This window comes from Micromonospora sp. NPDC048907 (assembly GCF_055586885.1).
Window position 1 is genome coordinate 414,176 of record NZ_JBVJHI010000001.1, and the last position, 23,224, is coordinate 437,399.

23 protein-coding genes and 1 tRNA gene are annotated in these 23,224 nt (G+C 72.0%); 13 read left to right on the top strand and 11 right to left on the bottom strand.

Translation table 11 applies throughout. From position 1 onward, the window contains the following. The first annotated feature begins 13 nt into the window (after positions 1–13). Complete coding sequence (locus ACZ6PY_RS02070) at positions 14–1,060, top strand: DUF559 domain-containing protein (protein ID WP_466068377.1); 1,047 nt, start codon at positions 14–16, stop codon at positions 1,058–1,060. On the opposite strand, the gene ACZ6PY_RS02075 is transcribed toward ACZ6PY_RS02070, so the two are convergent. Then, complete coding sequence (locus tag ACZ6PY_RS02075) at positions 1,033–2,340, bottom strand: D-arabinono-1,4-lactone oxidase (RefSeq protein ID WP_466068379.1); 1,308 nt, start codon at positions 2,338–2,340, stop codon at positions 1,033–1,035. The genes ACZ6PY_RS02070 and ACZ6PY_RS02075 overlap by 28 nt on opposite strands. Before the next feature lie 226 nt (positions 2,341–2,566). On the opposite strand from ACZ6PY_RS02075, the gene ACZ6PY_RS02080 reads away from it, so the two are divergent. After that, positions 2,567–3,142, top strand: a complete 576-nt coding sequence (locus ACZ6PY_RS02080) for a TetR/AcrR family transcriptional regulator (protein ID WP_357940240.1) — start codon at positions 2,567–2,569, stop codon at positions 3,140–3,142. 115 nt (positions 3,143–3,257) lie between these two features. Here the strand turns inward: ACZ6PY_RS02080 and ACZ6PY_RS02085 are convergent, their stop codons facing one another. Then, positions 3,258–4,466 carry an amino acid deaminase/aldolase gene (locus ACZ6PY_RS02085; RefSeq protein ID WP_466068381.1) on the bottom strand — a complete coding sequence of 403 codons (1,209 nt, stop codon included), beginning with the start codon at positions 4,464–4,466 and terminating at the stop codon, positions 3,258–3,260. 218 nt (positions 4,467–4,684) lie between these two features. Between ACZ6PY_RS02085 and tmk the strand changes: the two genes are divergently transcribed. From tmk to ACZ6PY_RS02115, 6 genes are all read left to right on the top strand, one after another. Further along, complete coding sequence (gene tmk, locus ACZ6PY_RS02090; protein WP_466068383.1) at positions 4,685–6,832, top strand: dTMP kinase; 2,148 nt, start codon at positions 4,685–4,687, stop codon at positions 6,830–6,832. After that, positions 6,829–8,136 carry a DNA polymerase III subunit delta' gene (locus ACZ6PY_RS02095; protein WP_466068385.1) on the top strand — a complete coding sequence of 436 codons (1,308 nt, stop codon included), beginning with the start codon at positions 6,829–6,831 and terminating at the stop codon, positions 8,134–8,136. The genes tmk and ACZ6PY_RS02095 overlap by 4 nt, the downstream gene beginning before the upstream one ends. A gap of 125 nt (positions 8,137–8,261) precedes the next feature. Further along, entirely contained in the window at positions 8,262–8,591 is a 330-nt protein-coding gene (locus ACZ6PY_RS02100) for a YbaB/EbfC family nucleoid-associated protein (protein WP_262283299.1), read from the top strand. A gap of 1 nt (position 8,592) precedes the next feature. Continuing rightward, positions 8,593–8,898 carry a hypothetical protein gene (locus ACZ6PY_RS02105; protein ID WP_466068387.1) on the top strand — a complete coding sequence of 102 codons (306 nt, stop codon included), beginning with the start codon at positions 8,593–8,595 and terminating at the stop codon, positions 8,896–8,898. After that, complete coding sequence (locus ACZ6PY_RS02110) at positions 8,898–9,566, top strand: hypothetical protein (protein WP_466068389.1); 669 nt, start codon at positions 8,898–8,900, stop codon at positions 9,564–9,566. The genes ACZ6PY_RS02105 and ACZ6PY_RS02110 overlap by 1 nt, the downstream gene beginning before the upstream one ends. A 288-nt stretch (positions 9,567–9,854) precedes the next feature. Next, the gene (locus ACZ6PY_RS02115) at positions 9,855–10,691 is read left to right on the top strand and encodes a PSP1 domain-containing protein (RefSeq protein WP_466068390.1); all 837 of its coding nucleotides are present in this window, start codon (positions 9,855–9,857) and stop codon (positions 10,689–10,691) included. A gap of 181 nt (positions 10,692–10,872) precedes the next feature. Here ACZ6PY_RS02115 and ACZ6PY_RS02120 read toward each other — a convergent pair whose 3' ends face one another. After that, positions 10,873–12,609, bottom strand: coding sequence for a metallophosphoesterase family protein (locus tag ACZ6PY_RS02120; protein ID WP_466068392.1), 1,737 nt, complete (start codon positions 12,607–12,609; stop codon positions 10,873–10,875). A gap of 133 nt (positions 12,610–12,742) precedes the next feature. Here ACZ6PY_RS02120 and ACZ6PY_RS02125 point away from each other — a divergent pair. Continuing rightward, positions 12,743–12,816, top strand: a tRNA-Thr gene (locus tag ACZ6PY_RS02125). A gap of 144 nt (positions 12,817–12,960) precedes the next feature. Here the strand turns inward: ACZ6PY_RS02125 and ACZ6PY_RS02130 are convergent. The 3 genes from ACZ6PY_RS02130 to ACZ6PY_RS02140 all read right to left on the bottom strand — a co-directional run bounded on the left by ACZ6PY_RS02130 (position 12,961) and on the right by ACZ6PY_RS02140 (position 15,104). Beyond that, positions 12,961–13,482, bottom strand: a complete 522-nt coding sequence (locus ACZ6PY_RS02130) for a tyrosine-type recombinase/integrase (protein ID WP_466068394.1) — start codon at positions 13,480–13,482, stop codon at positions 12,961–12,963. 451 nt (positions 13,483–13,933) lie between these two features. Continuing rightward, entirely contained in the window at positions 13,934–14,503 is a 570-nt protein-coding gene (locus ACZ6PY_RS02135; protein ID WP_466068396.1) for a CbrC family protein, read from the bottom strand. 190 nt (positions 14,504–14,693) lie between these two features. Next, positions 14,694–15,104: a squamosa promoter-binding protein 15 gene (locus tag ACZ6PY_RS02140; RefSeq protein WP_466068397.1), complete on the bottom strand. Its 411-nt coding sequence runs from the start codon at positions 15,102–15,104 to the stop codon at positions 14,694–14,696. Between the two features lie 174 nt (positions 15,105–15,278). Here ACZ6PY_RS02140 and ACZ6PY_RS02145 point away from each other — a divergent pair, with 174 nt between their 5' ends. Continuing rightward, positions 15,279–15,761 carry a YxiG-like protein gene (locus ACZ6PY_RS02145; RefSeq protein ID WP_466068399.1) on the top strand — a complete coding sequence of 161 codons (483 nt, stop codon included), beginning with the start codon at positions 15,279–15,281 and terminating at the stop codon, positions 15,759–15,761. A gap of 334 nt (positions 15,762–16,095) precedes the next feature. Here the strand turns inward: ACZ6PY_RS02145 and ACZ6PY_RS02150 are convergent, their stop codons facing one another. Further along, complete coding sequence (locus tag ACZ6PY_RS02150) at positions 16,096–16,638, bottom strand: hypothetical protein (RefSeq protein ID WP_466068401.1); 543 nt, start codon at positions 16,636–16,638, stop codon at positions 16,096–16,098. 732 nt (positions 16,639–17,370) lie between these two features. Here ACZ6PY_RS02150 and ACZ6PY_RS02155 point away from each other — a divergent pair. Next, positions 17,371–17,679 (top strand): hypothetical protein, encoded by a 309-nt coding sequence (locus ACZ6PY_RS02155; RefSeq protein ID WP_466068403.1) that lies wholly within the window; start codon positions 17,371–17,373, stop codon positions 17,677–17,679. A gap of 325 nt (positions 17,680–18,004) precedes the next feature. Here the strand turns inward: ACZ6PY_RS02155 and ACZ6PY_RS02160 are convergent, their stop codons facing one another. From ACZ6PY_RS02160 to ACZ6PY_RS02170, 3 genes are all read right to left on the bottom strand, one after another. Further along, positions 18,005–18,670: a nitroreductase gene (locus tag ACZ6PY_RS02160; RefSeq protein ID WP_466068405.1), complete on the bottom strand. Its 666-nt coding sequence runs from the start codon at positions 18,668–18,670 to the stop codon at positions 18,005–18,007. A gap of 135 nt (positions 18,671–18,805) precedes the next feature. Further along, positions 18,806–19,078 (bottom strand): hypothetical protein, encoded by a 273-nt coding sequence (locus tag ACZ6PY_RS02165; protein ID WP_466068407.1) that lies wholly within the window; start codon positions 19,076–19,078, stop codon positions 18,806–18,808. Between the two features lie 146 nt (positions 19,079–19,224). After that, positions 19,225–20,454 (bottom strand): hypothetical protein, encoded by a 1,230-nt coding sequence (locus ACZ6PY_RS02170; protein ID WP_466068408.1) that lies wholly within the window; start codon positions 20,452–20,454, stop codon positions 19,225–19,227. A 146-nt stretch (positions 20,455–20,600) separates the two neighbouring features. Here ACZ6PY_RS02170 and ACZ6PY_RS02175 point away from each other — a divergent pair, with 146 nt between their 5' ends. Then, on the top strand, positions 20,601–21,419 hold the full coding sequence (locus ACZ6PY_RS02175) for a hypothetical protein (protein ID WP_466068410.1): 819 nt from the start codon (positions 20,601–20,603) through the stop codon (positions 21,417–21,419). A 7-nt stretch (positions 21,420–21,426) separates the two neighbouring features. Here ACZ6PY_RS02175 and ACZ6PY_RS02180 read toward each other — a convergent pair whose 3' ends face one another. Then, positions 21,427–22,011 (bottom strand): GNAT family N-acetyltransferase, encoded by a 585-nt coding sequence (locus tag ACZ6PY_RS02180; protein WP_466068412.1) that lies wholly within the window; start codon positions 22,009–22,011, stop codon positions 21,427–21,429. Between the two features lie 147 nt (positions 22,012–22,158). On the opposite strand from ACZ6PY_RS02180, the gene ACZ6PY_RS02185 reads away from it, so the two are divergent. Then, a complete protein-coding gene (locus tag ACZ6PY_RS02185; protein ID WP_466068414.1) occupies positions 22,159–23,124 on the top strand; it encodes a helix-turn-helix domain-containing protein in 966 nt (321 codons plus the stop codon). The last annotated feature ends 100 nt before the right edge of the window (positions 23,125–23,224 follow it).

Sequence of the window (23,224 nt, forward strand, 5' to 3'; positions counted from 1 at the left end):
CAGGGTCGGTCCGGTGAGGGCTTCCTGGGCGGGATTGCGGCGGGCTCTGCCAGGTGACGCCGCGGACGAGCTGAGCTGGTTGCTCTTCCGGCAGGACGACGTGATCAGCCTGGGACAGGCGCGGGAGCACCTGACCAGCAAGGCGATCCGGCACCGGGTGGCGACCGGTCGGTGGCGTCAGGCGCACCGCGCGGTCCTCGTCGCGCACAACGGCCCGGTCGGCGCGGCCCAGCTGCGGTGGATCGCCGTGCTGGCCGCCGGTCCCACCGCGCTGCTCGGCGGGCTCACCGCCGCCCAGGCGGGCGGGTTGCGCGGGTTCCCCGACCGGGTCGTGCACCTGCTGCTACCGGCGGCCCGTCGTCGTGCCCCGCTGCCAGCGGGTGTTCGGGCACACCGGACCAGTCGCCTACCCGACCGGGACGTGCTCCCGCTGGGCCAGCCGCCCCGGACGGCGACCGCCCGGTCGATCGTCGACGCGGCCCAGTGGGCGCTCAACGACGGGCAGGCTCGGGCCGTCGTGGCGGCGGCATTCCAGCAGCGGTTGGTGGGCGGCGACGACCTGCACGAGGTCATCGACCGGATGCCGCGCCTTCGCCGGCGCCAACTGATCCTGACCACCGCGACGGACGCCGCCGGTGGCGCGCATTCGCTGGGCGAGCTGGACCTGTTGGGCCTGGTCCGCCGCGCCGGACTGCCGGAACCGACACGCCAGCAGGTCCGGCGGGACGCGGCTGGCCGACGCCGCTACCTGGACGCGTACTTCGAGGAGTGGCGGGTGCACGTCGAGGTGGACGGTGGCAGCATCTCGACCCGGCCCACGCCTGGGCGGACATGCGCCGGCAGAACGACCTCTGGATGGAGGGCGACCGGGTCCTCCGGTTCCCCTCGTGGGCCCTGCGGGCAGACCCCGAGGCGGTCGTCACCCAACTCCGCGCCGCCCTCCAGGCCGGCGGCTGGTGCGGCTGACGGCTCCCCGAGATCTTGGAAGGAACCGGCCCCCATGAGGGCTCTTTCCCTCCAAGATCTTCGGGGTCAGGCGCCCAGCACCTGCTGGAGGTAGGGGTTCGTGAAGCGGTGGTCGGGGTCTAGGCGCTTGCGGACCGTTAGGAAGTTGGTGAACTTTGGGTAGGCGGTGGCCAGGGACTCCGCAGTCCGCCAGTGCAGCTTGCCCCAGTGGGGGCGGCCGCCCAGGTCGGTGGCGACCTTCTCGAAGGCTCGGAAGTACGGCTCGTACGGCATCCCCACGTACTGGTGGATGGCGACGTACGCGGAGTCCCGCCCGTACCCGTGGGAGAGCCAGATGTCGTCGGCCGCGGTGAACCGCACCTCGACCGGGAACAGCACCTTGAACGGCAGCCCGTCCACGATCCGCTGCAGTTCCGCCAGCGCGGTGGGCAGTGCGGCGCGCGGGAGGCCGTACTCCATCTCGACGAAGCGGACCCGGCGCGGGGTGCAGAAGACCCGGTCGGAGCGGCCGGTGTAGGTGCGTTCGGTGAGCGCCCGGGCGGAGATCGCGCTGATCCCGGGGGCGAGCGAGGGCACGGCACGGCCCAGCCGGCAGGCGCCGGAGAAGACGGTGTTGGAGAGGAACTCGTCGTCCAGCCAGCCGCGCCAGCGGGGCAGCGGCCGGTCGTCGGCGGGTACCCGGTCGTTGGTCTTGACCTGCACCCGGTCGGTGTAGGGGAACCAGTAGAACTCGGCGTGGTCGTGCTGTTCGACGAGGCCGGGCAGGTCGTCGAGCACGGCGGCGAGCGCCGCCGGGCGCTCGTGCGCGCGGAGCACGAACGCGTCGACGCAGCGGAGCGTGAGCTCGACCAGCACGCCGACGGCGCCGAGCCCGACCCGGGCGGCGGCGAACACGTCGCGGTGCTCGTCGGCGGAGCAGCGCAGCACCTCGCCGGTGCCGGTTACCAGGGTCAGCGCCGTGACGAAGGTGGACAGGCAGCCGAGTTTCGCGCCGGTGCCGTGGGTGCCGGTGGAGAGCGCCCCGGCGACCGTCTGCGCGTCGATGTCGCCGAGGTTGGGCAGTGCCAGGCCGTGGGCGGCGAGCAGGTCGTTGAGCGTGTGCAGGGTCATTCCGGCCGGTACGGTGACCAGGCGGCGAGCGGTGTCGACGGTGACCCCGGTGGCCAGGTCGGCGAGGTCGAGCCGGTGCCCGTCGGCGACGGCGGTGCCGGTGAAGGAGTGTCCGCTGCCCACCGCCCGGATCGTCCGGCCGGTGTCGGCGGCGTGGCGCACCGCCTCGGCGACCTCCTCGACGGTGCGCGGGCGCACCGTCAGGGCGGCGGTGCTGCGCTGGTTGCCGGCCCAGTTGGACCAGGCGGCTGCCGTGCCGGCCATGGGACGCTCCTCGACGTGAATATGAACTGACTTCATATCAGGAACGTTGTACCTGGTAAATACCGCAATCGAGCCCGGCTCGTTGTACCGGTAGTCACAGACTCGTGACGTGCAGATATGTTCATCCGTCGAAGGGGGGTGGCGCCGAGTGTCCACACCAGCCGCCACGACCGGGCCGCTGCGTCGGGTACCGGTGCAGGGTCGAAGTGTCGCGCGGGTCCAGCGGATGCTGGACGCCTGCGCCGAGCTCGTCGACGAGGTGGGGTACGAGGGTTTGACCACGACCCTTCTCGCCGAGCGTGCCGAGGTGGCGATCGGGTCGGTCTACCAGTTCTTTCCGGACAAGCGGGCCATCGTGCAGGCGTTGACACTGCGCACGATGGAGTCCTACCTCCAGCGGCTCGACGAGAGGTTCTCCTCCGCCGACCTGACCCACTGGTGGGACGGCGTCGACGCGGCCATCGACGAGTACATCTCGATGCACCGCACGGTCCCGGGCTTTCGTACCCTGCACTTCGGCGACGTGGTCGACCTGCACCTGCTCGACGAGCAGCGGGACAACAACGGGGTGATCGCGGATCAGCTCGCCCGGGTGCTCACGGAACGGTTCGGTCTGGCCGGTGTGCCCGACCTCCGCTTCCACCTGGAGGTCGCGGTGGAGGCCGCGGACTCGCTGATCAAGCTGGCGTTCCGGCGGAAGACCGAGGGCGACGAGCGGGTGCTGGTCGAGGCGAAGGCGCTCATCCGGGAGTACCTGCACCGGCAGGTCGACGCCCGGACCGAGGCCGTCCAGCAGGGTTGAGCAGGACGTCACCGCCTGGTGCCGGCGGTGACGATTGAAGGTGCGACGCCCGGGTGCGACCGGGCAGGAGACGAGCGGCGGGTTCCCGAGGTGCGCCGGGGCCCGCCGTCACCATCTAGAGGAACGCGTGGCCCTCGCCGCGGTAGGTCGGCACGGTGGCCACCACGCTGTCGCCGTCGACCAGATGCACCTCGTTGACGTGCTCGCACAGCTCACCGGCCTTGGCGTGGCGGAACCACACCCGGTCGCCGATCCGCAGGGTCGTGGCGACATCGCCGGCCAGCGGGGTCTGCACCTCGCCCGCGCCCTCCGCGCCCAGCAGCTTCAGCCCGGCCGGCAGCCACGGTCGGGGCAGCCGGCTGTCCCCGGCCGCGCCCGAGGCGATCCAGCCGCCGCCGAGCACGGTGGCCAGCCCGGGCCCCGGGCGGCGGACCACCGCGCAGGCGAAGAACGCCGCCGGGGTGGGGCGCCAGGCACGGTACGCGTCGAAGAGCGTCGGCCCGTACAGGCCGGAGCCGGCGGTGACCTCGGTGACCGCGGGGTCGGCGCTGGTGGCGGCCACGCTGCCGGTGCCGCCGCCGTTGACGAACTCCAGGTCGGCGTGTTCGCGTACCGCGGCGACCGCGGCCGCCCGGCGGGCCAGCAGCTCCCGGTACGACCCGCGCTGGGTGACCCGGATGGCCGTGCCGAGCACCGCCTTCCCGGGCGGGGCGTCCCCGAGGCCGGCGATCTGCGCCTCGTACGACATGAGCCCGACCAGTCGGAAGCCCGGCCGACCGGCGACGGCGGCGGCGAGCGTGCCGGCCGCCCCGGCGCTGTGCACGGGCGAGCGCCGCACGCCGACGTGCACCCGGCCGCCGAGCGGCCGCCAGGAGGCGTCCAGTTCGAGGCAGATCCGCAGCGCCGGCCGGCGGCCGGGCGGGCAGACCTGGTCGATCAGGTCGAGCTGCCCGGCGTCGTCGACCATCAGGGTCACCGCCTCGGCGAGCGCCGGGTCGGCGGCCAGTTCGGCGAGCGCCCGGCGGTCGGCGGTCGGATAGGCGACCAGCACGTCGTCGCTGACGCCGCTGCGGGCGAGCCAGAGCGCCTCGGGGAGGGTGAACGCCATCACGCCGCGCCAGCCGGGCCGGGCCAGGGCCCGGGTCAGCAGCTCCCGGACCCGGACCGACTTGCTGGCGATCCGGACCGGCTTGCCGGCCGCCCGGTCGACCAGCGCGCCGGCGTTCGCGTCGAAGGCGGAGAGGTCGACCACCGCGTACGGCGGGTCGAGGTGGGCGGTCGCCCGATCGAGGCGATCGCGAAGTTTGTCACGGTCGATGGCCACGTGTGCACGCTAACTGTCTGGACGCCAATGCGAAATACCCTCGCGTCTGTCCGGGCTGCGGGCGGTGGTCCCGGCGGCCTAGGCTCGGCGAGCAGGCGAATGTCGCGGAGGGGGTCGCATCTCGCCGCGACTAGAGTGTTCCACCGGGGATGCCCAGCTCTGGGCCGGCACGTGGAGGTACGGCCATCGAAAGCCAGAACAACGGCGAGTCGCCCGGCGTGTCGTCGCCCGCCGACCGCTCCGGCGCGGCCGCCATCCGGTCGGTGCTGCGCATCCGGCCGTTCCGCCGGCTGTGGATCGTGCTCGGCGTCGCCTCCTTCGGCGACTGGCTCGGCCTGCTCGCCACCGCCCTGTTCGCCGCCGCCCAGGTCTCCGGCAGCACCGCCCAGGGTGCCGCCTTCGGCGGCGTGACCGCGATCCGGCTGCTCCCGGCGCTGGTGCTCGGTCCGGTGGCGGGCGTCTTCGCCGACCGGTTCGACCGGCGGTGGACGATGGTCATCTGCGACCTGCTGCGCTTCGTGCTCTTCGCCTCGATCCCGCTCTACGCGCTCTCCGGCGCCGCCGGAGGGCTGGTGGTCGGCTGGGCGTTGATCGCCACGTTCCTAATCGAGTCGGTCACCCTGCTGTGGATCCCGGCCAAGGAGGCCGCGGTCCCCAACCTGATCCCGCGCACCCGGCTGGAGACGGCCAACCAGCTCACCCTGATCACCACGTACGGCCTGACCCCGGTGGCCGCGGCCATCGCCCTGGCCGTGCTCGACCGCGGGGTCCGCGGGGCGGTCGGCGGCGAACTGCCCGACTGGGCCGAACCGGCCCAGCTCGCCCTCTGGTTCAACGCCTTCTCCCGGCTGGCCACCGCGCTCGTGGTGGCCTTCGGGATCAAGGAGATCAGCGAGGCCCAGCGCGGCGAGACGGAGCGCGTCGAGCAGAGCATGTTCCGCCAGTTCGCCGACGGCTGGAAGTACATCGGCCAGACCCCGCTGGTACGCGGCCTCGTGCTGGGCATCTTCGGCGCCTTCGCCGGCGGCGGCATCGTGGTCGGCACCGCGAAGTTCTTCGCCAGCTCGCTCGGCGCCGGTGACGCCGCCTTCTCACTGCTCTTCGGCGCGATCTTCGTCGGCCTGGCGCTGGGCATCGGGCTCGGGCCGATGATCGTCCGGGACATGTCCCGGCGCCGCTGGTTCGGCATGAGCATCGTGCTGGCCAGCGCCTCGGTGCTGGTGCTCGCCTTCGCCATCCACCTGTCCATGGCGATGCTCGGCGCGATCCTGGTCGGCGCGGGCGCCGGCATGGCCTTCCTCGCCGGCACCACGCTGCTCGGCGGCGAGGTCGCCGACGAGGTGCGCGGCCGGGTCTTCGCGGTGGTGCAGATCGGCACCCGGCTGGTGCTGATCCTGGCCATCGCGCTGAGCAGCCTCCTGGTCGGCGTCGGCGGCTCCCGCCAGCTGACCATCGCCGACCTGGGCATCTCGGTCTCCTCGACCCGCCTGCTGCTGCTCGCCGCGGGCGCTGCCGGCATCTTCGCCGGGATCAGCGCCTTCGGCCAGATGGACGACAAGAAGGGCGTACCGGTCCTGGCCGACCTCTGGGGCTCGATCCGGGGCCGCCCGCTGATGCCGTCCGAGCCCTTCGTCTCCAGCGGCCTCTTCGTGGTCTTCGAGGGCGGCGAGGGCGCCGGCAAGTCCACCCAGCTCGCCGCGCTCGCCGACCGGCTGCGCGAGCAGGGCCGGGACGTCGTGGTCACCCGCGAGCCCGGGGCCACTGGCATCGGGGAGCGGATCCGCTCGCTGGTCCTGGAGACCTCCGGCGACGGGGCCCCGTCGCCCCGCGCCGAGGCGCTGCTCTACGCCGCCGACCGGGCGCACCACGTGGCCACCGTGGTCCGGCCGGCGCTGATCCGCGGCGCGGTCGTGATCAGCGACCGGTACGTCGACTCGTCGCTGGCGTACCAGGGGGCCGGGCGGACCCTGCCGGTCCAGGAGGTCTCCTGGCTCTCCTCGTGGGCCACCGGGGGGCTCAAGCCGGACCTCGTGGTGCTCCTCGACGTCGACCCGCACACCGGCCGCTCCCGCGTCGACTCCCGCAGCCAGGGCACCGACCGGCTGGAGGCCGAGTCGCTCCCGTTCCACGAGCGGGTCCGGTACGCCTTCCTCGACCTGGCCGCGGCCGATCCCAAGCGCTACCTGGTGCTCGACGCATCCCGCCCGGTCGAGGAGATCGCCGCGGCGGTCGCCCGGCGGGTGGACGAGTTCCTCGTCGACCCGGCCGGCATCGTGCACCCGCGCCCCGCCCAGGGCCCCGACACCACGGTTCAGCCCGAGTTATCCGACGCGGAGCTGGTGACGATGGAGCGCCCCCGACGATGACGGACGTCTTCGCCGACCTGGTCGGGCAGGACGAGGCGGTGGCGACGCTCCGGCGGGCCGCCGCCTCGGCCGCCGCCCTGCTGCGCGCCAACGCCCCGGCGCCGGCGCGGGCGGGCGGCGGAGCGGGCCCGACCGGCGACGACGACCTCGACGCGCTCGCCGAGGAGTTCGACGAGCCCGCCGGCGCCACCCCCGACGGCGCGGACGGCCTCGCCCCCGGCGCCGGGATGACCCACGCCTGGATCTTCACGGGGCCGCCCGGCTCGGGCCGGTCGGTGGCCGCGCGCGCCTTCGCCGCCGCCCTGCAGTGCGTGCACGGCACCGGCTGCGGCCACTGCCCCGGCTGCCACACCACCCTCACCGGCACCCACGCCGACGTGCGGCTGGTGGTGCCCGAGGGGCTCTCCATCGGCGTGAACGAGATGCGCGCGCTGGTGCTGCGCGCGGCCAGCACGCCGTCCGGCGGCCGCTGGCAGGTCGTCATCATCGAGGACGCCGACCGCCTCACCGAGGCCGCCGGCAACGCGCTGCTCAAGGCCATCGAGGAGCCGCCGCCGCGTACCGTCTTCCTGCTCTGCGCCCCCTCCACCCACCCGGACGACATCTCGGTGACGATCCGGTCGCGGTGCCGGGTCGTGCCGCTGCGGCAGCCACCGGCCGGCGCGGTGGCCGAGGTGCTCGTACGCCGGGACGGCATCGCCCCCGACGTGGCCGGGTGGGCCGCCGCGGCGGCGCAGGGACACGTGGGCCGGGCCCGGCGGCTGGCCCGCGACCCGGAGGCCCGGCAGCGCCGTGACGCCGTGCTCGCCGTGCCGCGCCGGCTGACCGGGGTCGGTGCCGCGTTCGACGCCGCCTCCGCGCTGATCGAGGCCGCCGAGGCGGAGGCCGCCGCGGCGGTCGCCGAGACGGACGAGTCGGAGCGGGCCGCGCTCCAGACCGCGCTCGGCGCGGGCGGCACCGGCCGGGGTGCGGCCGGGGCCATGCGGGGCGCCGCCGGGCAGCTCAAGGACCTGGAGCGGCGGCAGAAGTCGCGGGCCACCCGCGCCCAGCGGGACGCGCTCGACCGGGCGCTTGTCGACCTGGCCGGCTTCTACCGGGACGCGCTCACCATGGCGCTGCGGGCGCCGGTCGCCCCCGTGCACACCGACACGGCGGCGCTGGCCGCGGCCGGCGCGCAGAAGTGGGACGCCGAGGGGGCGCTGCGCCGGCTGGAGGCCGTGCTGGAGTGCCGGGCGGCGATCGAGGCGAACGTCAAGCCGCGGATCGCGGTGGAGGCCATGATGCTCGCCCTGTGGAAGGGCTGAGACCACCGGTCGAGGTTGTCCACAGGGCATCGACAGGCTTTGTTGACTGCGGTACGGTCCGGTGTGGCCACGCGGTGACGGTGGCGGCACGCTCAGTGACGGGGTCAGCCGGGAGGAGTCCGCCGATGTCACGGGGGGAGATCGACGAGGCCTGGATCGAGGAGGCGGTGCGGCGCTACCGGCGCATCGAGACCCTCCAGGCCGAGTTCGACCAGGCGGTGGCGACGGTCGAGGTCACCGTCCGCTCGCCGGACGGCCTCGTCGAGGTGGTGGTGACCGCCGGCGGCCGGATCACCGACGTGCGTTTCCTCGGTCCGCTGCACCAGCGCAACCCTCGGGACGTCGCCGGCTCGGTGCAGGCCGCCGTGACCGCCGCCGCCGACGCGGCGCAGTGGGCCCGGGAGAAGCTGCACAACGAGACCTTCGCGGCCTACCGGCCGCTGGCGGGAGCCTGACATGGAGACGTTGCGCGCGCTGGCCGCCCGCCTGGACGAGGCCGGCGCGACCCTCGCCACGCTGGCCCACACGGTCACCGCCACCGATCCGCCGCACCCCGCGTTCGGCGCCCACGCCACCGGCCGGCCCGGCGAGGTCGGCCGCGCCCTGCACCGGCAGTGGACCGAGGCCACCGGCGACCGGGCCCGCGAGGCGCAGGCCGCCGCCAACCGGCTGTCCGCCGCCGCGGCCGCCCTGCGCAGCGCCGCCGACCGCTACCCGGCCACCGACGAGTCCGTCGCACGGCGGCTGGCCCGGGAGGCGTGATGGACGGGCTCGACCGCCTCGCCGAGCCGGGTCTCGACCTGCTCGTCCGGGTCGACGCGCTGCTCGCCGCCGGCGCGCCCGAGGGGCACCGGCTCTGGCCGCTGCTGCGCCGGATGCGGGTGCTCCCCGGCGCGGCGGTGCGCGAGTTCCTCGACCTGCACCCGGCGCCGCTGACCGGCGCCGGCCACGCCGTGCGCCGGCTCGTCCGGGGGTACGACGACACCGGCACGGTCCTCGCCGACCCGGTCGCCTGGTCCGGGCCGGCCGCCGCGGCCTACGACGAGGCCCGCACCGCCCTGCTCCGGCACCTCGACGAGGGGCCGGAGAGCCTGGTCGGGCGGCTGGAGTCGACCGCCGGCTACGCCGACGCCCTGGCCGACTGGGTGGAGGGGAGCCGGGCCGCGCTGGCCCGGGCGCTGGCCGACGCGCTGCGCTCGGCCGAGGCGGTCACGGTGCACGCCGCCACCCGTCCGGGGGCCGAGCCCGGCCGGTCCGGGGCCCTCGCGGCCGCCGAGATCGCCACCCGGGTGCTGGGCGTGCTCGGCGTGGCCTACGACGGCGCGGAGACGCTGCTGCGGCAGTGGGCGCCGAGCCTCGCCGAGACGACCTGGCGGGACCGGCCCACGAGCGTGCCCCGCTACGGGGCCACCACCCGGATCGGGCACTGACCGGGCCCCCGCAAGCCCACGGCGTCGCACGCCGAACCGGCCGTGGCCGGGCTCCGGCGGCGACGCCGTGGCTTCCCCTGCACCCCCCGCAGGTATGGCTTCACTCAACGCGGTCGGCCGCCGTTTGTCCCGTAGCTGACTCATGTTTCAGCCGTCCGGGCGAGGACCAACGACACGAGGGGTCGGGGTCGGTTCGGTCGAGTCGACAATCATGGATCGCTGCGGCGGGTGACCGGACGGCGACGGGCGGCCGACCCGGATCCGTCCGGAGGTCGTAGGGTGGTGGACATGGGCATGCTCTGCGCGGTCAGTTTCAACCGGTACGGGCGCCTCTTCTACCTCGACCCCGGTGAGCTGCGCCCCCAGGTGGGTGACAAGGTGCTGGTGCCCACCGACGACGGGCCTGAGGTGGCCGAGTGCGTCTGGGCCGCGCAGTGGGTCAGCGAGGACACCGAGGGCTTCCCCCGGCTCGCCGGCCTGGCCGGCGAGGACGACCTGCGCCGCGACGAGCTGCTGCGCCGCCGGAAGGCCGACGCCAAGGTGGCCGCCAAGCGGCTGATCCGGGAGCACGGGCTGCCCATGAAGGTGGTGGCGATCGACCACGTCTTCGCCACCCCGGAGACCGGCAGCGACCGCACGACCGTCTACTTCACCGCGCCGCACCGGGTCGACTTCCGCTCCCTCGTCCGCGACCTCGGTGCGACCCTGCACTGCCGGGTCGAGCTGCGGCAGCTCTCCGCCCGGGACTCGGCGCGCGTGCAGGGCGGGATCGGCTCCTGCGGGCGGGACCTGTGCTGCGCCACCTTCCTCACCGACTTCGAGCCGGTGACCATCCGGATGGCCAAGGACCAGGACCTGCCGCTGAACCCGCTGCGGATCTCCGGCGCGTGCGGCCGGCTCATGTGCTGCCTCAAGTACGAGCACCCGCTCTACCAGCGGTTCCAGGAGTCCGCGCCGGCCATCGGCAGCCGCGTGGCCACGCCGGAGGGCGAGGGCAAGGTCGTCGGCCACAGCGTGCCCCGCGACTCGGTCACGGTGCGCCTCGACGCCGACGGCTCCCGCTGCTCGTGCAGCCGCGCGTCCGTGTGCGCCCCCCGCCAGGCCCACGACCAGCACTACTCCTGACCGCCCCACCCCACCCGCCCGCGGCGCCTGCCCGCGGCGCCGGCCCGCGTGCCTGCCCGCGTGCCTGCCCGCGGCGCCTGCCCGCGGTGCCTGCCCGCGGTGATCATGAGGTTAGCGGCAAATTTGATCTCTTTTCATGCCGCTAACCTCATGATCAACGCTGCTTGACGGCTCGGTGCGGTCAGCGGAGGACGATCGGGGGTTCGGCCAGGCGGGGGGCCAGGGGGTTCTTCGGGAGGATCCAGCTTGCGGTGGGGGACTGGTCGGGGTTCAGCTGCCAGGAGTGGGAGACCCTGTCGACGGCGATCGGATAGATCGTCAGTGTGCCGTCCGGGTCGATGCGGAGGCGGAGGAACGACTTCGAGTCCTCGATGCCCTGGCCGGCGAAGAGCTCGTTGACGTTCACCCCGAACGATCCCGCCACCAGCAGGTAGAGCGCCACCAGCTGGCTGGCGACCAGCCCGGCCACCGGCCCGTACAGGACGGCGGCGGCGACCGCCGGCAGCGGCCACGGCCAGTCGTAGAACGGCAGCTGCAGCCAGAGCCAGGTGCCGCCGGCGGCCAGCGCCACGTGGGCCACCCCGTGCGTCACGCCGAGGATCCAGTGCCGGGCGTGCCGCTTCCCGCCGGCGCTGGGCGGCTTGGCGAAGAACGCCGCGCCCAGCAGAGTCACCGCCAGCATGATCACCAGCGGCACGCTGAACAGCCGCTGCTCCGTGGTGCCGACGTGGTTGCCCGCCACCCCGGCCATGGCCAGCATCAGCAGCGTGTGCAGGGTGCCCAGCAGGGTGGCGAAACCGGGGTTGCGGAACGGCAGCCGGGCGAAGATTCCCCAGCCGTACCGCCGGGAGCGGGCCTTGTCGGGATAGCGGGCGGCCAGCTCGTACTCGCGGGTGCGGCTGGACCGGCGGGCCAGGGTGTCCCGCGGCGGCACCTCCAGCCGCTCGGGCAGCTGGTGCGTCGGGTAGAGGTAGGCGCCGCCGCCCCCGCAGGTGATGAGCTGCCGCTCCGGGCCGGTGTAGCGGGCGTAGTGGTGCAGGTCGCCGGAGACCAGCAGCCGCACCTGCGCGCCGGTGGGCGCGACGATCGTACGGATGAAGTAGTCGATCGAGTCGTAGGCCGTGGGATGGTCGTGGGCCTTGACCCAGGTCGGCGCCGGCACCGCCAGGATCACCTTCGACCTTGGGGTCAGCTTCCGGGCCACCTCGTCGAAGTAGGTGAGCTGCGGGTCGTCCAGGTACGACCCGGACTGGTCGTCGAGGCCGAGCAGCCACCAGTCGGCGGGCAACTCCACGGCGAAGTACGAGCGCGACTGGCCGGTGCCCCAGCCCGCGAAGTGCCGGTCCCGGGAGCGCACGAACAGCCGCAGGAACGCGGTCAGACCGTCGTACCAGTCATGGTTGCCCGGCACCGCGAAGAGCGTCGGGCGCTGCGGCGGTGCGATCGGCAGCGCGGCCTGGTACGGCCCCTTGCACCGGTCCTCGTACGCCTCGTACGCCGCCGACGGATAGACCTGATCGCCTCCCATCACCAGGGTCTGCGCCCGGGGCAGCCGGTGCCCGTCCACCTCCAGCTCCGGCCGGGCCAGCAGGTACGCCACCGAGTACGTGGCGTCGAAGCCGTCACCCAGGTCGGCCACGTAGTCCAGCCAGAGCCCGCCGTCCGGCCCCACCTGCCGGAACGTGTCGTCGCCGAACGCGTTCTGCAACTCACGCTTGTCCAGGTACGCCCCGAACAGCATCGCCAGCAGCGTCCGCAGGCCGGTGCTGATGAGCAGCAGCGGCGCGAGCCACGGCACCGGCTTGCGCGGGGTGAAACCCAGCTCCAGCGGGTCGAGGCTGCGCGGGCGCCGGCTGGCCCGCTCGCCCGGGTGCGCCTCGGGGGTCGGCTGCTGCGGCGGCACGTGATCGTCACTCACCCGCCGCAGGGTAGTCCCGACCGGCCGCGAAGTCTCTCCCGCGCAGGTGCCGAAACTCCCGGATGTCCGGTTCGAAGGGCGGGGGGATCCCGTTCGGCGTCCGGCGGGGTGTGCCGTACACTTGACGATCGTTGCCGCCTTAGCTCAGTCGGCTAGAGCGACGCACTCGTAATGCGTAGGTCGACGGTTCGATTCCGTCAGGCGGCTCGGTGAAGAAGCCCAGGTCAACGACCTGGGCTTCGCCGTTTCCCAAGGTCGATAACCTCGCCGCTGGCCATGCCAGTCCGCAAATAGTCCGCATCCCGCGCCGCGACCGCCTCGTCCAGCCGGTTGGCGACCGCGTCCAGGTCGTCACCGAAGAGCCCCGCGTACGTCCAAGGTCATCGACGCCGAGGCGTGCCCGAGCATCCGCTGCACCGCCTTGACGTTGGCACCCGCCGCCACGGCCAGACTCGCCGCCGTGTGCCGCAGGTCGTGCGGAGTTAGCCCAGCCAGCCCGACCGACGCCGCGGCCGGCGCGAAGACCCGCGACCGGAAGTTGGTGTTACGCAGCGGCCCGCCGTTCGGAGCGGTGAACACCAGCTCGTCCCGACGCTTGCCAGCGACGTGCGCGGCCAGCTCGTCGACGAGGAACCGCGGAATCGGCACCGACCGGCGCTGATGGTTCTTCGGTGTGCCCTCGACCAGTTCCCCGCCGACCTCCGCGAACGCCACCGCCACCGTCACCCGCCGCCGCAGCAGATCCAGCCGCGACACCCGCAACGCCGACGCCTCACCCCACCGCAGCCCGGTGTAAGCCAGGAACCGCACCAGCAGCCCGTACCGCCCGCACGCCTCCGCGAGCCTCGCCATCTGGTCGTGGTCAAGGAACACCGGTTCCTCCCGTACGACCCGAGGCAGCCGGACGCCATCTGCCGGATTCCGGGACATCGGCCGTCAAGGCGGCCCGCAAAGCGGGCCGCGCCGGCCCGGCCCCGGCCTGCTGGCGACCTCCGGCCGGCATCGGCCGGGCCGGCCGGCCAAGCTTGGGATGACCAAGCCCTTGAAGACCTCGGGGCTCCGCCCCGAACCCCGGCCCTCCTCAGAGACCGGCTGGGCGGATCACCTCGCCGGGCACCACAAGGGCTACCAGCCTCCCCGGACGGGGACAAGGTGGAGCGCCCTACCGGACGAACGACCTTGTCCCCGTCCGGGGAGGCTGGACGGTCTACGACTGCCCGACGAGGAGATCCGCCGACCCTGCGGCTAGTGACTATGGCTATGCCAAGCGGCATGGGGATCGCGGACAGCACCCAGGGACCGGAGCAGACGGCGTGGTTGGAGGTCAGGTGAAGTCGGAGTACGCGAGGTGGACGCCGCAGTGCAGGCACCTGAAGAGGTAGGCGGTCGGCTGCCCGTTCTTGTCGAGCGCGGCAAGGTATCGCTCGACCTGGTCGGCGGGCCAGCCGTCGAGGCGCCCCTCCCTCCGCAGCGATTCAAGCGCGTCAGAGAGGCCGGCCAACTCGGCGACCCCGGCCGCGCCAAGGAAGGCGGCGGCGTCGCCGCAGTGGTGTAGCCATCGCTCCTGCTGCCATCCGCTGAATCCCGGCGTTCGGTGAACCACTTCGTCGGTTGCCGCCTCGGATACATCATCGGGCACGGACCAGGTGATGTCGGTGAACTCGGCGTCGAACTGGGCCGCAGCGCTGCCATTCGCGATGCACCACGGGCACAACACGTCCACCAGTTCCTCCACCGCGTACACGGGCCCGGTGTACGTGTATGGCCGTAGCTGCTCGCAGCTCACGCATGCCACCTCGGCGGCGATCACGGACCCGGTGCCGAGCGGGTCGGGGTGATAGCGGAAGGAGGATAGTGGCGGTGAGTCACAGTCGTCCTTGTCCACGGGGTCCACACGACGATTCTGCCGTGCTCAACAGGCGAACCAGGCCGGCAGCGGCAGGAAAGATCGCATGGGCCAGCCGCGGGCCAGTAACCGGCTCCTCGGACGGTCGCCAACGGGCACGAGCGGTCACGGACACCGGCCGGGTGACCTGGCGATCCGGACATGCCAGGACAGTGATCCACGGACTTCCAAACTGCGGCTACGACCCAGCGGCGGGCCAGAACTCGTCGTCCTCCTCGTGCGGCGACGAAGGGGCGTACTGCCGCAGAGTGCCGTTGCGAATCATCCAGACGCGGAAGAAGGACTCCTCCTGGTCCATCACGAACAGCTGCACTGCATTGGGGTTGTGCCAGGCCAGGGAACCGAAGTGCTCCACAACAGCAGCGAGGTCGGCTTGGTTGAGCGCCCCGGCGTACACCTCACATTCGGGGTTCTTGTGTCCGCCCCACTGGTTGTCCACAGCGGTGATCAGGCGCAGGTTGCCGCAGCCGCCCGGCCTCATGCCTCGCTCGCGACGGGGGCACTCGTTGTCGAGCCATCCGCTGAACGCCTCAGCGTTGAGGCCGTCCTCCGGGGCCACCGACAGCATCACGTTGGCAACCCAGCTCACCGCAGCCCCCTATCCACGACCCGGGACCGTACAGCCATTCGTACAAGACCATCCGCTTACGCCGACAACGCTGGACGGTCACGGACGGGCCGACCAACGCCGAGCACAGTCGACCAGCCAGTCTGGAGCTTCTTCTAATCCCAAGGCCCTGCGGTGCCTGGTAGAACGGGCGACGTGGAGATCAGCCAGTTGGACCGGGCCTTGGACGAAGTCTTCGACCAGGCGGTGGTGTACCACGCCTACACCGACTACATGCGCGACTACGAGGTCGTCCTCTACGCGACCGCCGACCCGAGGACGGGCATCCAGTCGGCGCACCTCCGTTACCTCTTCAAGTGCTGCGTCGTGGCCGAGGCGACCACGGCCTTGAGCCCGGATACCTGGCGCGATTCGTTGGACGAAGGGCTGACGGACCCGGAGGGCGGGCCGGATCTCGATGGCTACGTGTGGGCGGTGAGATGGCAGGCCCTCTACCCCGGAGCGCAGCGGATTGCCGACTCGCGGCGCGCCCAGGAGTGGGCCGAGCGGGTCGGGATCGACTTCCATGAGGTCCGCTTCGAGATGAACGGGCACAACCTCACCTTGATCTTCAGCGACCTGGAAGTGACCGGGCTTCCCATCGGCTACGCGCCCTTCCGGGTGACCGAGGGGAAATAGCTGGATCGTGGGGCGGGCTGTCGGCCGGGTGATTCGCGCTTGACCCCCTCAGCGCAGGCGGTCCGCATCTGGTCCGCAAGAGGTCGACGGACGGCGGGGGAGTGGTGCGAGACGTCGAGAGGTGTTTCCGCTGCTAGGAGCCCATCCGCGCAGCTCGCCGGGTCGCCCATCTTGATCTCGTAATGCGTAGGTCGACGGTTCGATTCCGTCAGGCGGCTCGGTGAAGAAGCCCAGGTCAACGACCTGGGCTTCGCCGTTTCCCAAGGTTGATCACGTGGGCGCTCGCGGGCCGAGTCCTTGAATCCACAGGCCGACTCTGCGCTCGGACGTTCCGTTACAGGGAGACGGGGACCGTTCTCGATCCTGCCAGGCTCTCGGACCTGGTAGCGGTCTTCTCTGCGAAGCGCGGGTGCGGCCGGCGAACATGCAAGGTGCTGCCGTCCATGGACAGATACCCCGACGCGATCGTGGTCCATCCAGTCCTTCCGGCGGACACCAAGCCTGTGAAGAGCATGAGAAGGCAGAAGATGACAACAACTGCGGTCGCGCTGCTTTCCGGTGGCAGCACGGCCGAGAAACCGATCACACCGACGAAACCGAGCAGCATCAGCCCGATACCGCTGAGCCGGCGGCGCACCCGAAGCCGTCCACACTTTGCACAAAACGGCCAGTTTGGCACTCTTACCCGCTTCTGCAGAATCGATGCGACGATCGCGAAGGGCAGCACGCCGACGAGGATCAGAAGGTACGACCAGGCAGGAGGGAGCGACCGAAACAACACGGGGCGGCGGCGCGTGGCCGGGTCGCCGTGTTTGGCGCAAATCGGTGGAACGCCTCCTCCGTTGGCAACGGTCGAAGCAGGCAGACGGGCGGTCATGAGGAGCCTCCAGCTAAGCGGAGCGGCCGTACGTGGCAGGGAGTATGCCCTACTCGATCTTGGCCAGGAGGGGGCCGGCCTCCGAGTGGGACGACAGGCCCGAGGGACGTGAACAGGTCGATTCCGAGATGTTGGCTGAAGCATCGGCGCTCCTGGCCGAACGACGACGGGGCAATGGGGCTAGAGACGTCACTCGGAGCCGGACGAGCCCGGACCGATCCAGTTGCCGAGCGCGCGGCGACCAGGGCGACGCGGACGTTGCCGAACGGCTGCGGAGTGGTCTCGGAATCTACGGATCAGATGGCGGCACCGCGCTGCATCAGTCCTCGCAGGTAGACCGAGGTGGGCAACTTGATCTCGTAATGCGTAGGTCGACGGTTCGATTCCGTCAGGCGGCTCGGTGAAGAAGCCCAGGTCATTGGCCTGGGCTTCGCCGTTTCCAAGGCGCTGGCGGGTCGAGTCCTTGAATAGTCCTTGTCCCGTGCGGCGACTGCCTCGTCCAGCCGGTTGGCGACCGCGTCCAGGCCATCACCGAACAGGGCCCGGGGGTCGGCGGTGGCGTGGTCATCCCGAACAGGTCGGGGACCAGACCGCTTCCAGGATGTGCGGCCTCACGACGGAGATGGGCTTCGGGCAGAGGAGCGCTTGACCGGCAGCGCCGAGGGATACCGACAAGGACAGCGGCGACGGCAGGGCCAGCGATGAGAGCCGAGCACGGACTAACCTAACGCGGTGTCAGTCGACAGCAGCGAGTGCGAGGCGTGGCGGCGGCTTTTCACCTACCGTGCGGGCATCTGGCTCTACCGTTTGGCGATCCTCTTGGCTGTTCTTCCGTGGCCGTTCCGGGCGGCAGGTGTACGGCTGATGCCCCCACAGGCGGCTGCGCCGATGGCCGCCGTTGGCGTCATCCTGATATTCGCTGGCCATCGTCTTGTTCTCCGCTCTTATCAGCGAGCGGAGTACGTCCGCGACGGCTACGACCCGTCCCGGCCGCCGGGCGGCCTGGTTGCCCGAGACGTCGTCCGCCTGACGTACTGGTAGCCGCATCGGTGCGACCAGCCTGCGGTGGTTGTGCCGGGCCGATCAGCAGAGCGGAACGACCTGGAACCGGTCCGGGTGCCCGTTGCGTGCCGCTTGAGACGGACGACGGTCAACTACGGTCAGATCCCATCGCGGTGGGGGTTGATCGAGCGCGACCAACGGCGACGAACGGTGACAACGTCTGCCCAGGTGAGAAGGCATCGTTGGGACCATAACCAGGCCGGCCAGGACCGCCTGGCCTGTAGTTGGTGAACCGCAGTGCGAGGACTGAAGCACCGGAACCGTGTGTGGTTTCCACATTACTGATGTCGACTGGATCGGCGGGTCAGGCTCCGATGAAGCTCACCGTTTCCGTCATGTCCGCCCGCCCGGTACGCAGCCGTGGCACGCCTTCCTTCTCAAATCCCACCGCGACCCCGCAGAACAGTACGAACCCGTTATCGGCTCCGACTATCTCCCTGACGGTCTCGCGATACATCGTCCACATCACCTGCGGGCAGCTGTGCAACCCTTCCGCCCTGAGCAGCAGCATGACCGTCTGCAAGTACATCCCCGCGTCCCCCCACTGCCCCGGCCCCATCGTCCCGTCGAGGTAGCAGAACAGTACGACCGGCGCGCCGAACGCTTCCGAGTTCAGGGCGGCGATCTTCTTGGGCCTGTCGACGTCGTCGCGCTCGATTCCCAGCGCTGCGTATCGTTGGGCGGCCGCGGCAGAAAAACGGTCCAGGTACGGTGAGGTCAGTTCGGCCGGGTACATCGGATACTGCCGCTCGTCACCCGGGTCTCCCGCCAGAGCCCTGGTCGTCGCACGCCTCTTCAGCTCTAGCAAGGGCTCGCCGGTTACGACATACACATGCCACGGCTGGAGGTTCCCACTCGATGGGGCCCGCGTCGCTGCTGCCAGCACTCGTTCGAGTACCTCTCTGGGCACCGGCTCATCGCTGAAGGCCCGCACGGCCCGGCGACTGTCCACGGCTTCATACACATCCATGCCTTCTCGTCCTCCTACTCCATGGCTGGCAGCGAAGACACGAGGATGATCATGGCAGCCGGCAAGCGGGTCAAGCGTCTGCGGGGGGAGGAGGCGGGTGCGGCCTGGGCTGAGAAGGCGGGACGCTCACCGCTGCTACTCCCGCAGGTACCCGGTGGCGGGGTCGATGTCGCGTAGGAAGTTGCGGATGGCCTCCTCCATCTCAGGCAGGGTCATCGCGGAGCCGGAACTGGTGAAGCCGTAGTCGTGCGGCCCGCTGAGCCAGTCGAAGTCGTAGGCGACGGGCCTCTCAGCACGTTCACGAATGCGGAAAACCTGCCCGTCGACCGTCACCATGATCGGCTCGTCCTCGGTATGGCGAGGCCCCATGTGCTCGGGCGCGAGGCCCGGTTCCGGTTCGGTTGACATGCATGGTCCTTACCACGGCTACCCGTTGGGCGCGCCACGGTCGGTGGTCACGATGCCGGGTTCTCCGCCTCACGCAGGTCGACGGCCGGTCCCGCAAAGCCTGACACGGTGGACCAGGGAGTAGAGCCCAGAGGGCGATGGTCGGATCAGAGCCGGCCGTACTGATCCCGGACCAGCGACTCGACGGCGGTGACGGCGTCCGGTGGCCCGCCGGCCACGTTGACCAGCACGACGATGTCGTCCCGGCGCGCGATCCCGCGTACCTCGGTCTTGGCCTCGCCGGTGACGGTCAGCGCCCCCGGCACGTCGGGGATCTCCACCAGGTTGCCGAGGCCGCGGGCCGGGGGCTGGAGATCGACGTAGGTCCGCTGGAACTGGTCGGCCGCCGACACCGAGTCGAACTGGAGCAGGGTGACCGTCACCGAGGTGGAGTCCGGTCGGGTCCAGGCCGCGCCGGCGGCGTGTTGCACGGTGTTGCGTGCCGCCGCGACGAGCATCAGGGACCGGAAGTCCTCGCCGAGCGGCAGGAGCCGGCTGATGTCGACCTGATCGTCGACCGCGGCCGGCGTGGTGGGCGTCGAGTCGGCGGGGCCCGCCACCACCAGCGCGCCGAGGTCGCGGTCCTGACCGGCGCGCGCGTGGACGGCGTACCAGACCACCGTTCCGACGATGGCCGCCGCGGCGACGGAAGCCGCCACGCCGATCACCGGCCCGGGCCGCCGCCACCAGGGAGCCGGCGCGGGGCGGGCGGGGGTCCGATATGGACCGGGTGCGAAGGACGCGGCCGGGAGCGGCGGATCAACCGCGGCGGTCTCGCTGAGCGGGGCCGGCTCGGCCGGGATCGAGCGGGCGGCCACCGGAGGCTTCGGCGCCGCCGTCGGCGCCGGGACGGCGGCGGCCAGCAACAGCGTGCCGGCCACCGCGAGCCAGATGCCGGCGAGGAACTCGCTGTGGGGATGGTCGGCTCGCGGGAAGCCGCTGGCGTCCACGGCGTCGCCGCCGGACAGGAAGGCGAGAAGCGTCAGCGCCACGCCGAGCACCCCGGCGCCCCACCGTGCGCCGGGTCGCCACCGGGGCTTCACCCAGGCTGCGGCCAGCATCGCCAGCAGCAGCACCCACCCGACGTACAGCGACGCCCGGGAGCCGGGGAAGTCGGTCAACGCGTAGGTCCGTACCTCGCCGGAGGGCGGCCGGCCCAGCAGCAGGTCGTCGGTGCTCTGCCCGGGTCGTACCGCCACCCACGGCACGGAATGGGCGGCCGCCAGGACGATCAGGCCGACGATCGCCGTCGCCGCGGCCCGGGCATGACGTCGGCCGTGCCCGGCCGGAGCCGGCTGGCCGGATCGCGTCCGCCCCGACCCGGAAATGATCTTCACGGCGCACATCATGGCACCGCCGGGGCAGGCCGTCGACCCCGTGTGTCTACGCCGCACGACCTGCGCTTTCGGTCCCCTGAAGCGGTCTGATCACCAGCCGGATGCTCGCGTACGATCCGCCCTGGCAGACAACGTGAGGGTGACTGATGGAATCCAATCCCGGACGGCCTGAGTTGACGGTCAGCGCCGAGACACCGGCGGCCGGCCGGGCAGCCCGTAACCGGCGGGTCACCCTCGTGGTCGCGGCGGCCGCCATCGGCGTGGCGCTCGCCGGCAGCTTCTTCGTCAGGCAGCAACGCGCGACCGATCAGGTGGCGCCCCGGCCGTCGGCACCGACGGACGTGCCGTCGGCCCTGCCGTGGCTGTCGGCGATGGTCGCCCGGGACGGCACGTCCGTGACCGTGTACGCCGGCACGGGTGTGCAGTGTAAGGAGCTGTTGCAGCCTCGGGCGGAGGTCACCGGGCGGGACGGCGCCCAGGTGGTCGTGGCCGTGCGGGCCCGTCTCCTGAGTGCGGCCGACTGCGCCACGAGCGGCGTGGCCGTTCCCGTCGCGCTGTCGCTGCCGGAGCCACTCGGCGACCGGGTGCTCCGTGACGGTGCCTCCGGGGAACTGCCGCCGACCTACTTCGCACGTGACCTGCCGGACCTGGGCCAGCGGTGGACCCCGCACCCGGGGCAGTGGGACGCCACGGACGAGGGCTGGTACCAGGGCTACAACGGCCCGGAAGGCTTGCATCTCGTCGTGACCGCGGGCCGCACCGCCGAGGTGCGGCGACCCACCGGCGGCACGCCCGTCACGATCGGCGCGCGCGACGGCGTCGTCACCGGCGCGGCGGAACGTTCGTGGACCGTGTGGTGGGCGGCGGGGGAGGTCACCTATTCGCTGCGGTTGACACCGGCCGAGGGGACCACCCTCACCCGCAGGGAGTTCCAGCGGGAGATCAGCCGGTTGACCTGGCGTTGACCGCGGTTCAGCTCGGCAGTCGCATGATCCAGGTCGGCAGCGGTTCGGCGACCTGGCGGACCACCTGCCAGCCGGCCCGGCGGTAGACCTCGACGTTGGCGGGATTGCTGGTCTCCAGCACCGCCGGCAGCCCGTCCGCCGCGGCCCGGCGCAGGCCGGCCCGCATGACGGCGTGGCCCCAGCGCCGGCCGGTGCTGTCGGGGTGGGTGCCGAGCACGCCGAGATACCAGAAGGGGCCGGCGGGCAGCGCGGCGTGGATGGCCTCGTCGTAGGCGCGCACCCGGGCCAGCGCGTCGGCCGGCAGGTGGGTGGCGAGCGGATCGGCCGGCTCCGGTTCCGACCGGGTTGGCGGCTCCCAGATCGCCACCGAGGCGCCCCCGCCGATCGTCCAGACGGTGTTCTGCCCGACGCGCTTGTCGAAGAGGTGCCCGAAGAAGGCGGCGGCGTGCCGGGGATAGCTGGCCGGGTCGGGGAAGAGATGGGTCAACACGGCGTCGGCGGCGAAGGCGGCGACCAGCGAGTCGACCACCCGCCCGCGGTCCGCCGGGGTGGCGACGGTGATCTCCGGCTGGCGTGGTCCGAGGTCGGTCACGGCAGCAACGATACTCGCCACACGAAGCGAGCCCGGCGAACGTCCCGCCCTGCGGACGGGGCCTCGGCATCTGCGAAGAACTGTTTACACTGCTGCGAAATCGCAGCTCAGGCAGTGAGTCAGGCCCGGCCGGACGGAGGGAGCAGGATGCTGGAGGCCGTCGGCGTCGAGCCCGCCGAGGAACGGGTCTACCTGGCGCTCGCCGCCAGGTCTGCGCTGGATGCGGACGAATTGTCTGAACGGACGGGGTTGTCCGGGCCGGAGATCCATCGGGCGATCGAGGGCCTGCAGGCCAAGGGGCTGGTGGAGATCCGGGCCGACCCGACCGGTGCGATCCGGGCGGCGCCACCCGACCCCACCCTCAAGCTCCTGGCGTTGCGCCGGATGGACGAGCTGCGCAAAGCGCAGACCGTCATCGCGGAGCTGACGGAGCGGTTCCACACGAGTGGGGCGTGGCGCGACGCCGAGGCCGTCGAGGTCGTCCGGGGCGCGCGGGCCATCGCCGAGCGTTACGCGATGTTGCAGCGCGAAGCGGTGCGGGAGATCTGCTCGTTGAGCAGGCGGCCGGCCGTCGCCGTGCCGGCCGCCGAGAACGCCGCTCAGCGGGAGGTGCTGCGGGCCGGCGTCCGCTACCGGGTCGTGTACGACCGTGACCTGCTCGACCCGGAAAGCATGCAGATCCCGTTGCTCCTGGAGCAGTGGGCCGCGCTCGGCGAGGAGATGCGGGTGGCCGCCGTCCCGTTCAAGTTGATGGTCATTGACGGGAGGCAGGCGGCGCTCGTGCCGTCGGATCTGCCTCCCGAGGAGCCCGTGCTCCTGGTGCTGCGCGCCCGTCCGGTGGTCGACTGCCTCGCCTGGATCGTGGACCGGATCTGGGAGTCGGCGCTACCGGTGCCGGTCGCACTGTCCGACGTCTCCGACGGTCCGCTGGCCGCCGACGACCGCCGCCTGCTGGCCCTGCTCCTGGCCGGCTACACCGACCAGGCGATCGCCTCGCAGGTCGGGGTGAGCATGCGGACGGTCCAGCGGCGGGTGCAGCGACTCCTCACTGTCGCCGGGGTGCAGAGCAGGATCCAACTGGGATGGCAGGCCGCGCGCCGCAACTGGATCTAGCCGGCGCGACGCCGGCCGGACCGCTGACGGTTTTACGTCATGGCGTTGAAGTGCCAGCTCAGAGCCCTGATGACCGGGCGGCAACCGATGGCAGGGTGTG

Excerpts from the sequence above, each read along its gene's own strand:
- ACZ6PY_RS02080 (WP_357940240.1), top strand. The coding sequence starts at position 2,567 with ATGCTGGACGCCTGCGCCGAGCTCGTCGACGAGGTGGGGTACGAGGGT.
- ACZ6PY_RS02100 (WP_262283299.1), top strand. The coding sequence starts at position 8,262 with ATGTCACGGGGGGAGATCGACGAGGCCTGGATCGAGGAGGCGGTGCGG.
- ACZ6PY_RS02185 (WP_466068414.1), top strand. The coding sequence starts at position 22,159 with ATGCTGGAGGCCGTCGGCGTCGAGCCCGCCGAGGAACGGGTCTACCTG.
- ACZ6PY_RS02165 (WP_466068407.1), bottom strand. The coding sequence starts at position 19,078 with ATGTCAACCGAACCGGAACCGGGCCTCGCGCCCGAGCACATGGGGCCT.
- ACZ6PY_RS02110 (WP_466068389.1), top strand. The coding sequence starts at position 8,898 with ATGGACGGGCTCGACCGCCTCGCCGAGCCGGGTCTCGACCTGCTCGTC.
- ACZ6PY_RS02160 (WP_466068405.1), bottom strand. The coding sequence starts at position 18,670 with ATGGATGTGTATGAAGCCGTGGACAGTCGCCGGGCCGTGCGGGCCTTC.
- ACZ6PY_RS02150 (WP_466068401.1), bottom strand. The coding sequence starts at position 16,638 with ATGACCGCCCGTCTGCCTGCTTCGACCGTTGCCAACGGAGGAGGCGTT.
- ACZ6PY_RS02175 (WP_466068410.1), top strand. The coding sequence starts at position 20,601 with ATGGAATCCAATCCCGGACGGCCTGAGTTGACGGTCAGCGCCGAGACA.
- ACZ6PY_RS02075 (WP_466068379.1), bottom strand. The coding sequence starts at position 2,340 with ATGGCCGGCACGGCAGCCGCCTGGTCCAACTGGGCCGGCAACCAGCGC.
- ACZ6PY_RS02105 (WP_466068387.1), top strand. The coding sequence starts at position 8,593 with ATGGAGACGTTGCGCGCGCTGGCCGCCCGCCTGGACGAGGCCGGCGCG.
- ACZ6PY_RS02115 (WP_466068390.1), top strand. The coding sequence starts at position 9,855 with ATGGGCATGCTCTGCGCGGTCAGTTTCAACCGGTACGGGCGCCTCTTC.
- ACZ6PY_RS02095 (WP_466068385.1), top strand. The coding sequence starts at position 6,829 with ATGACGGACGTCTTCGCCGACCTGGTCGGGCAGGACGAGGCGGTGGCG.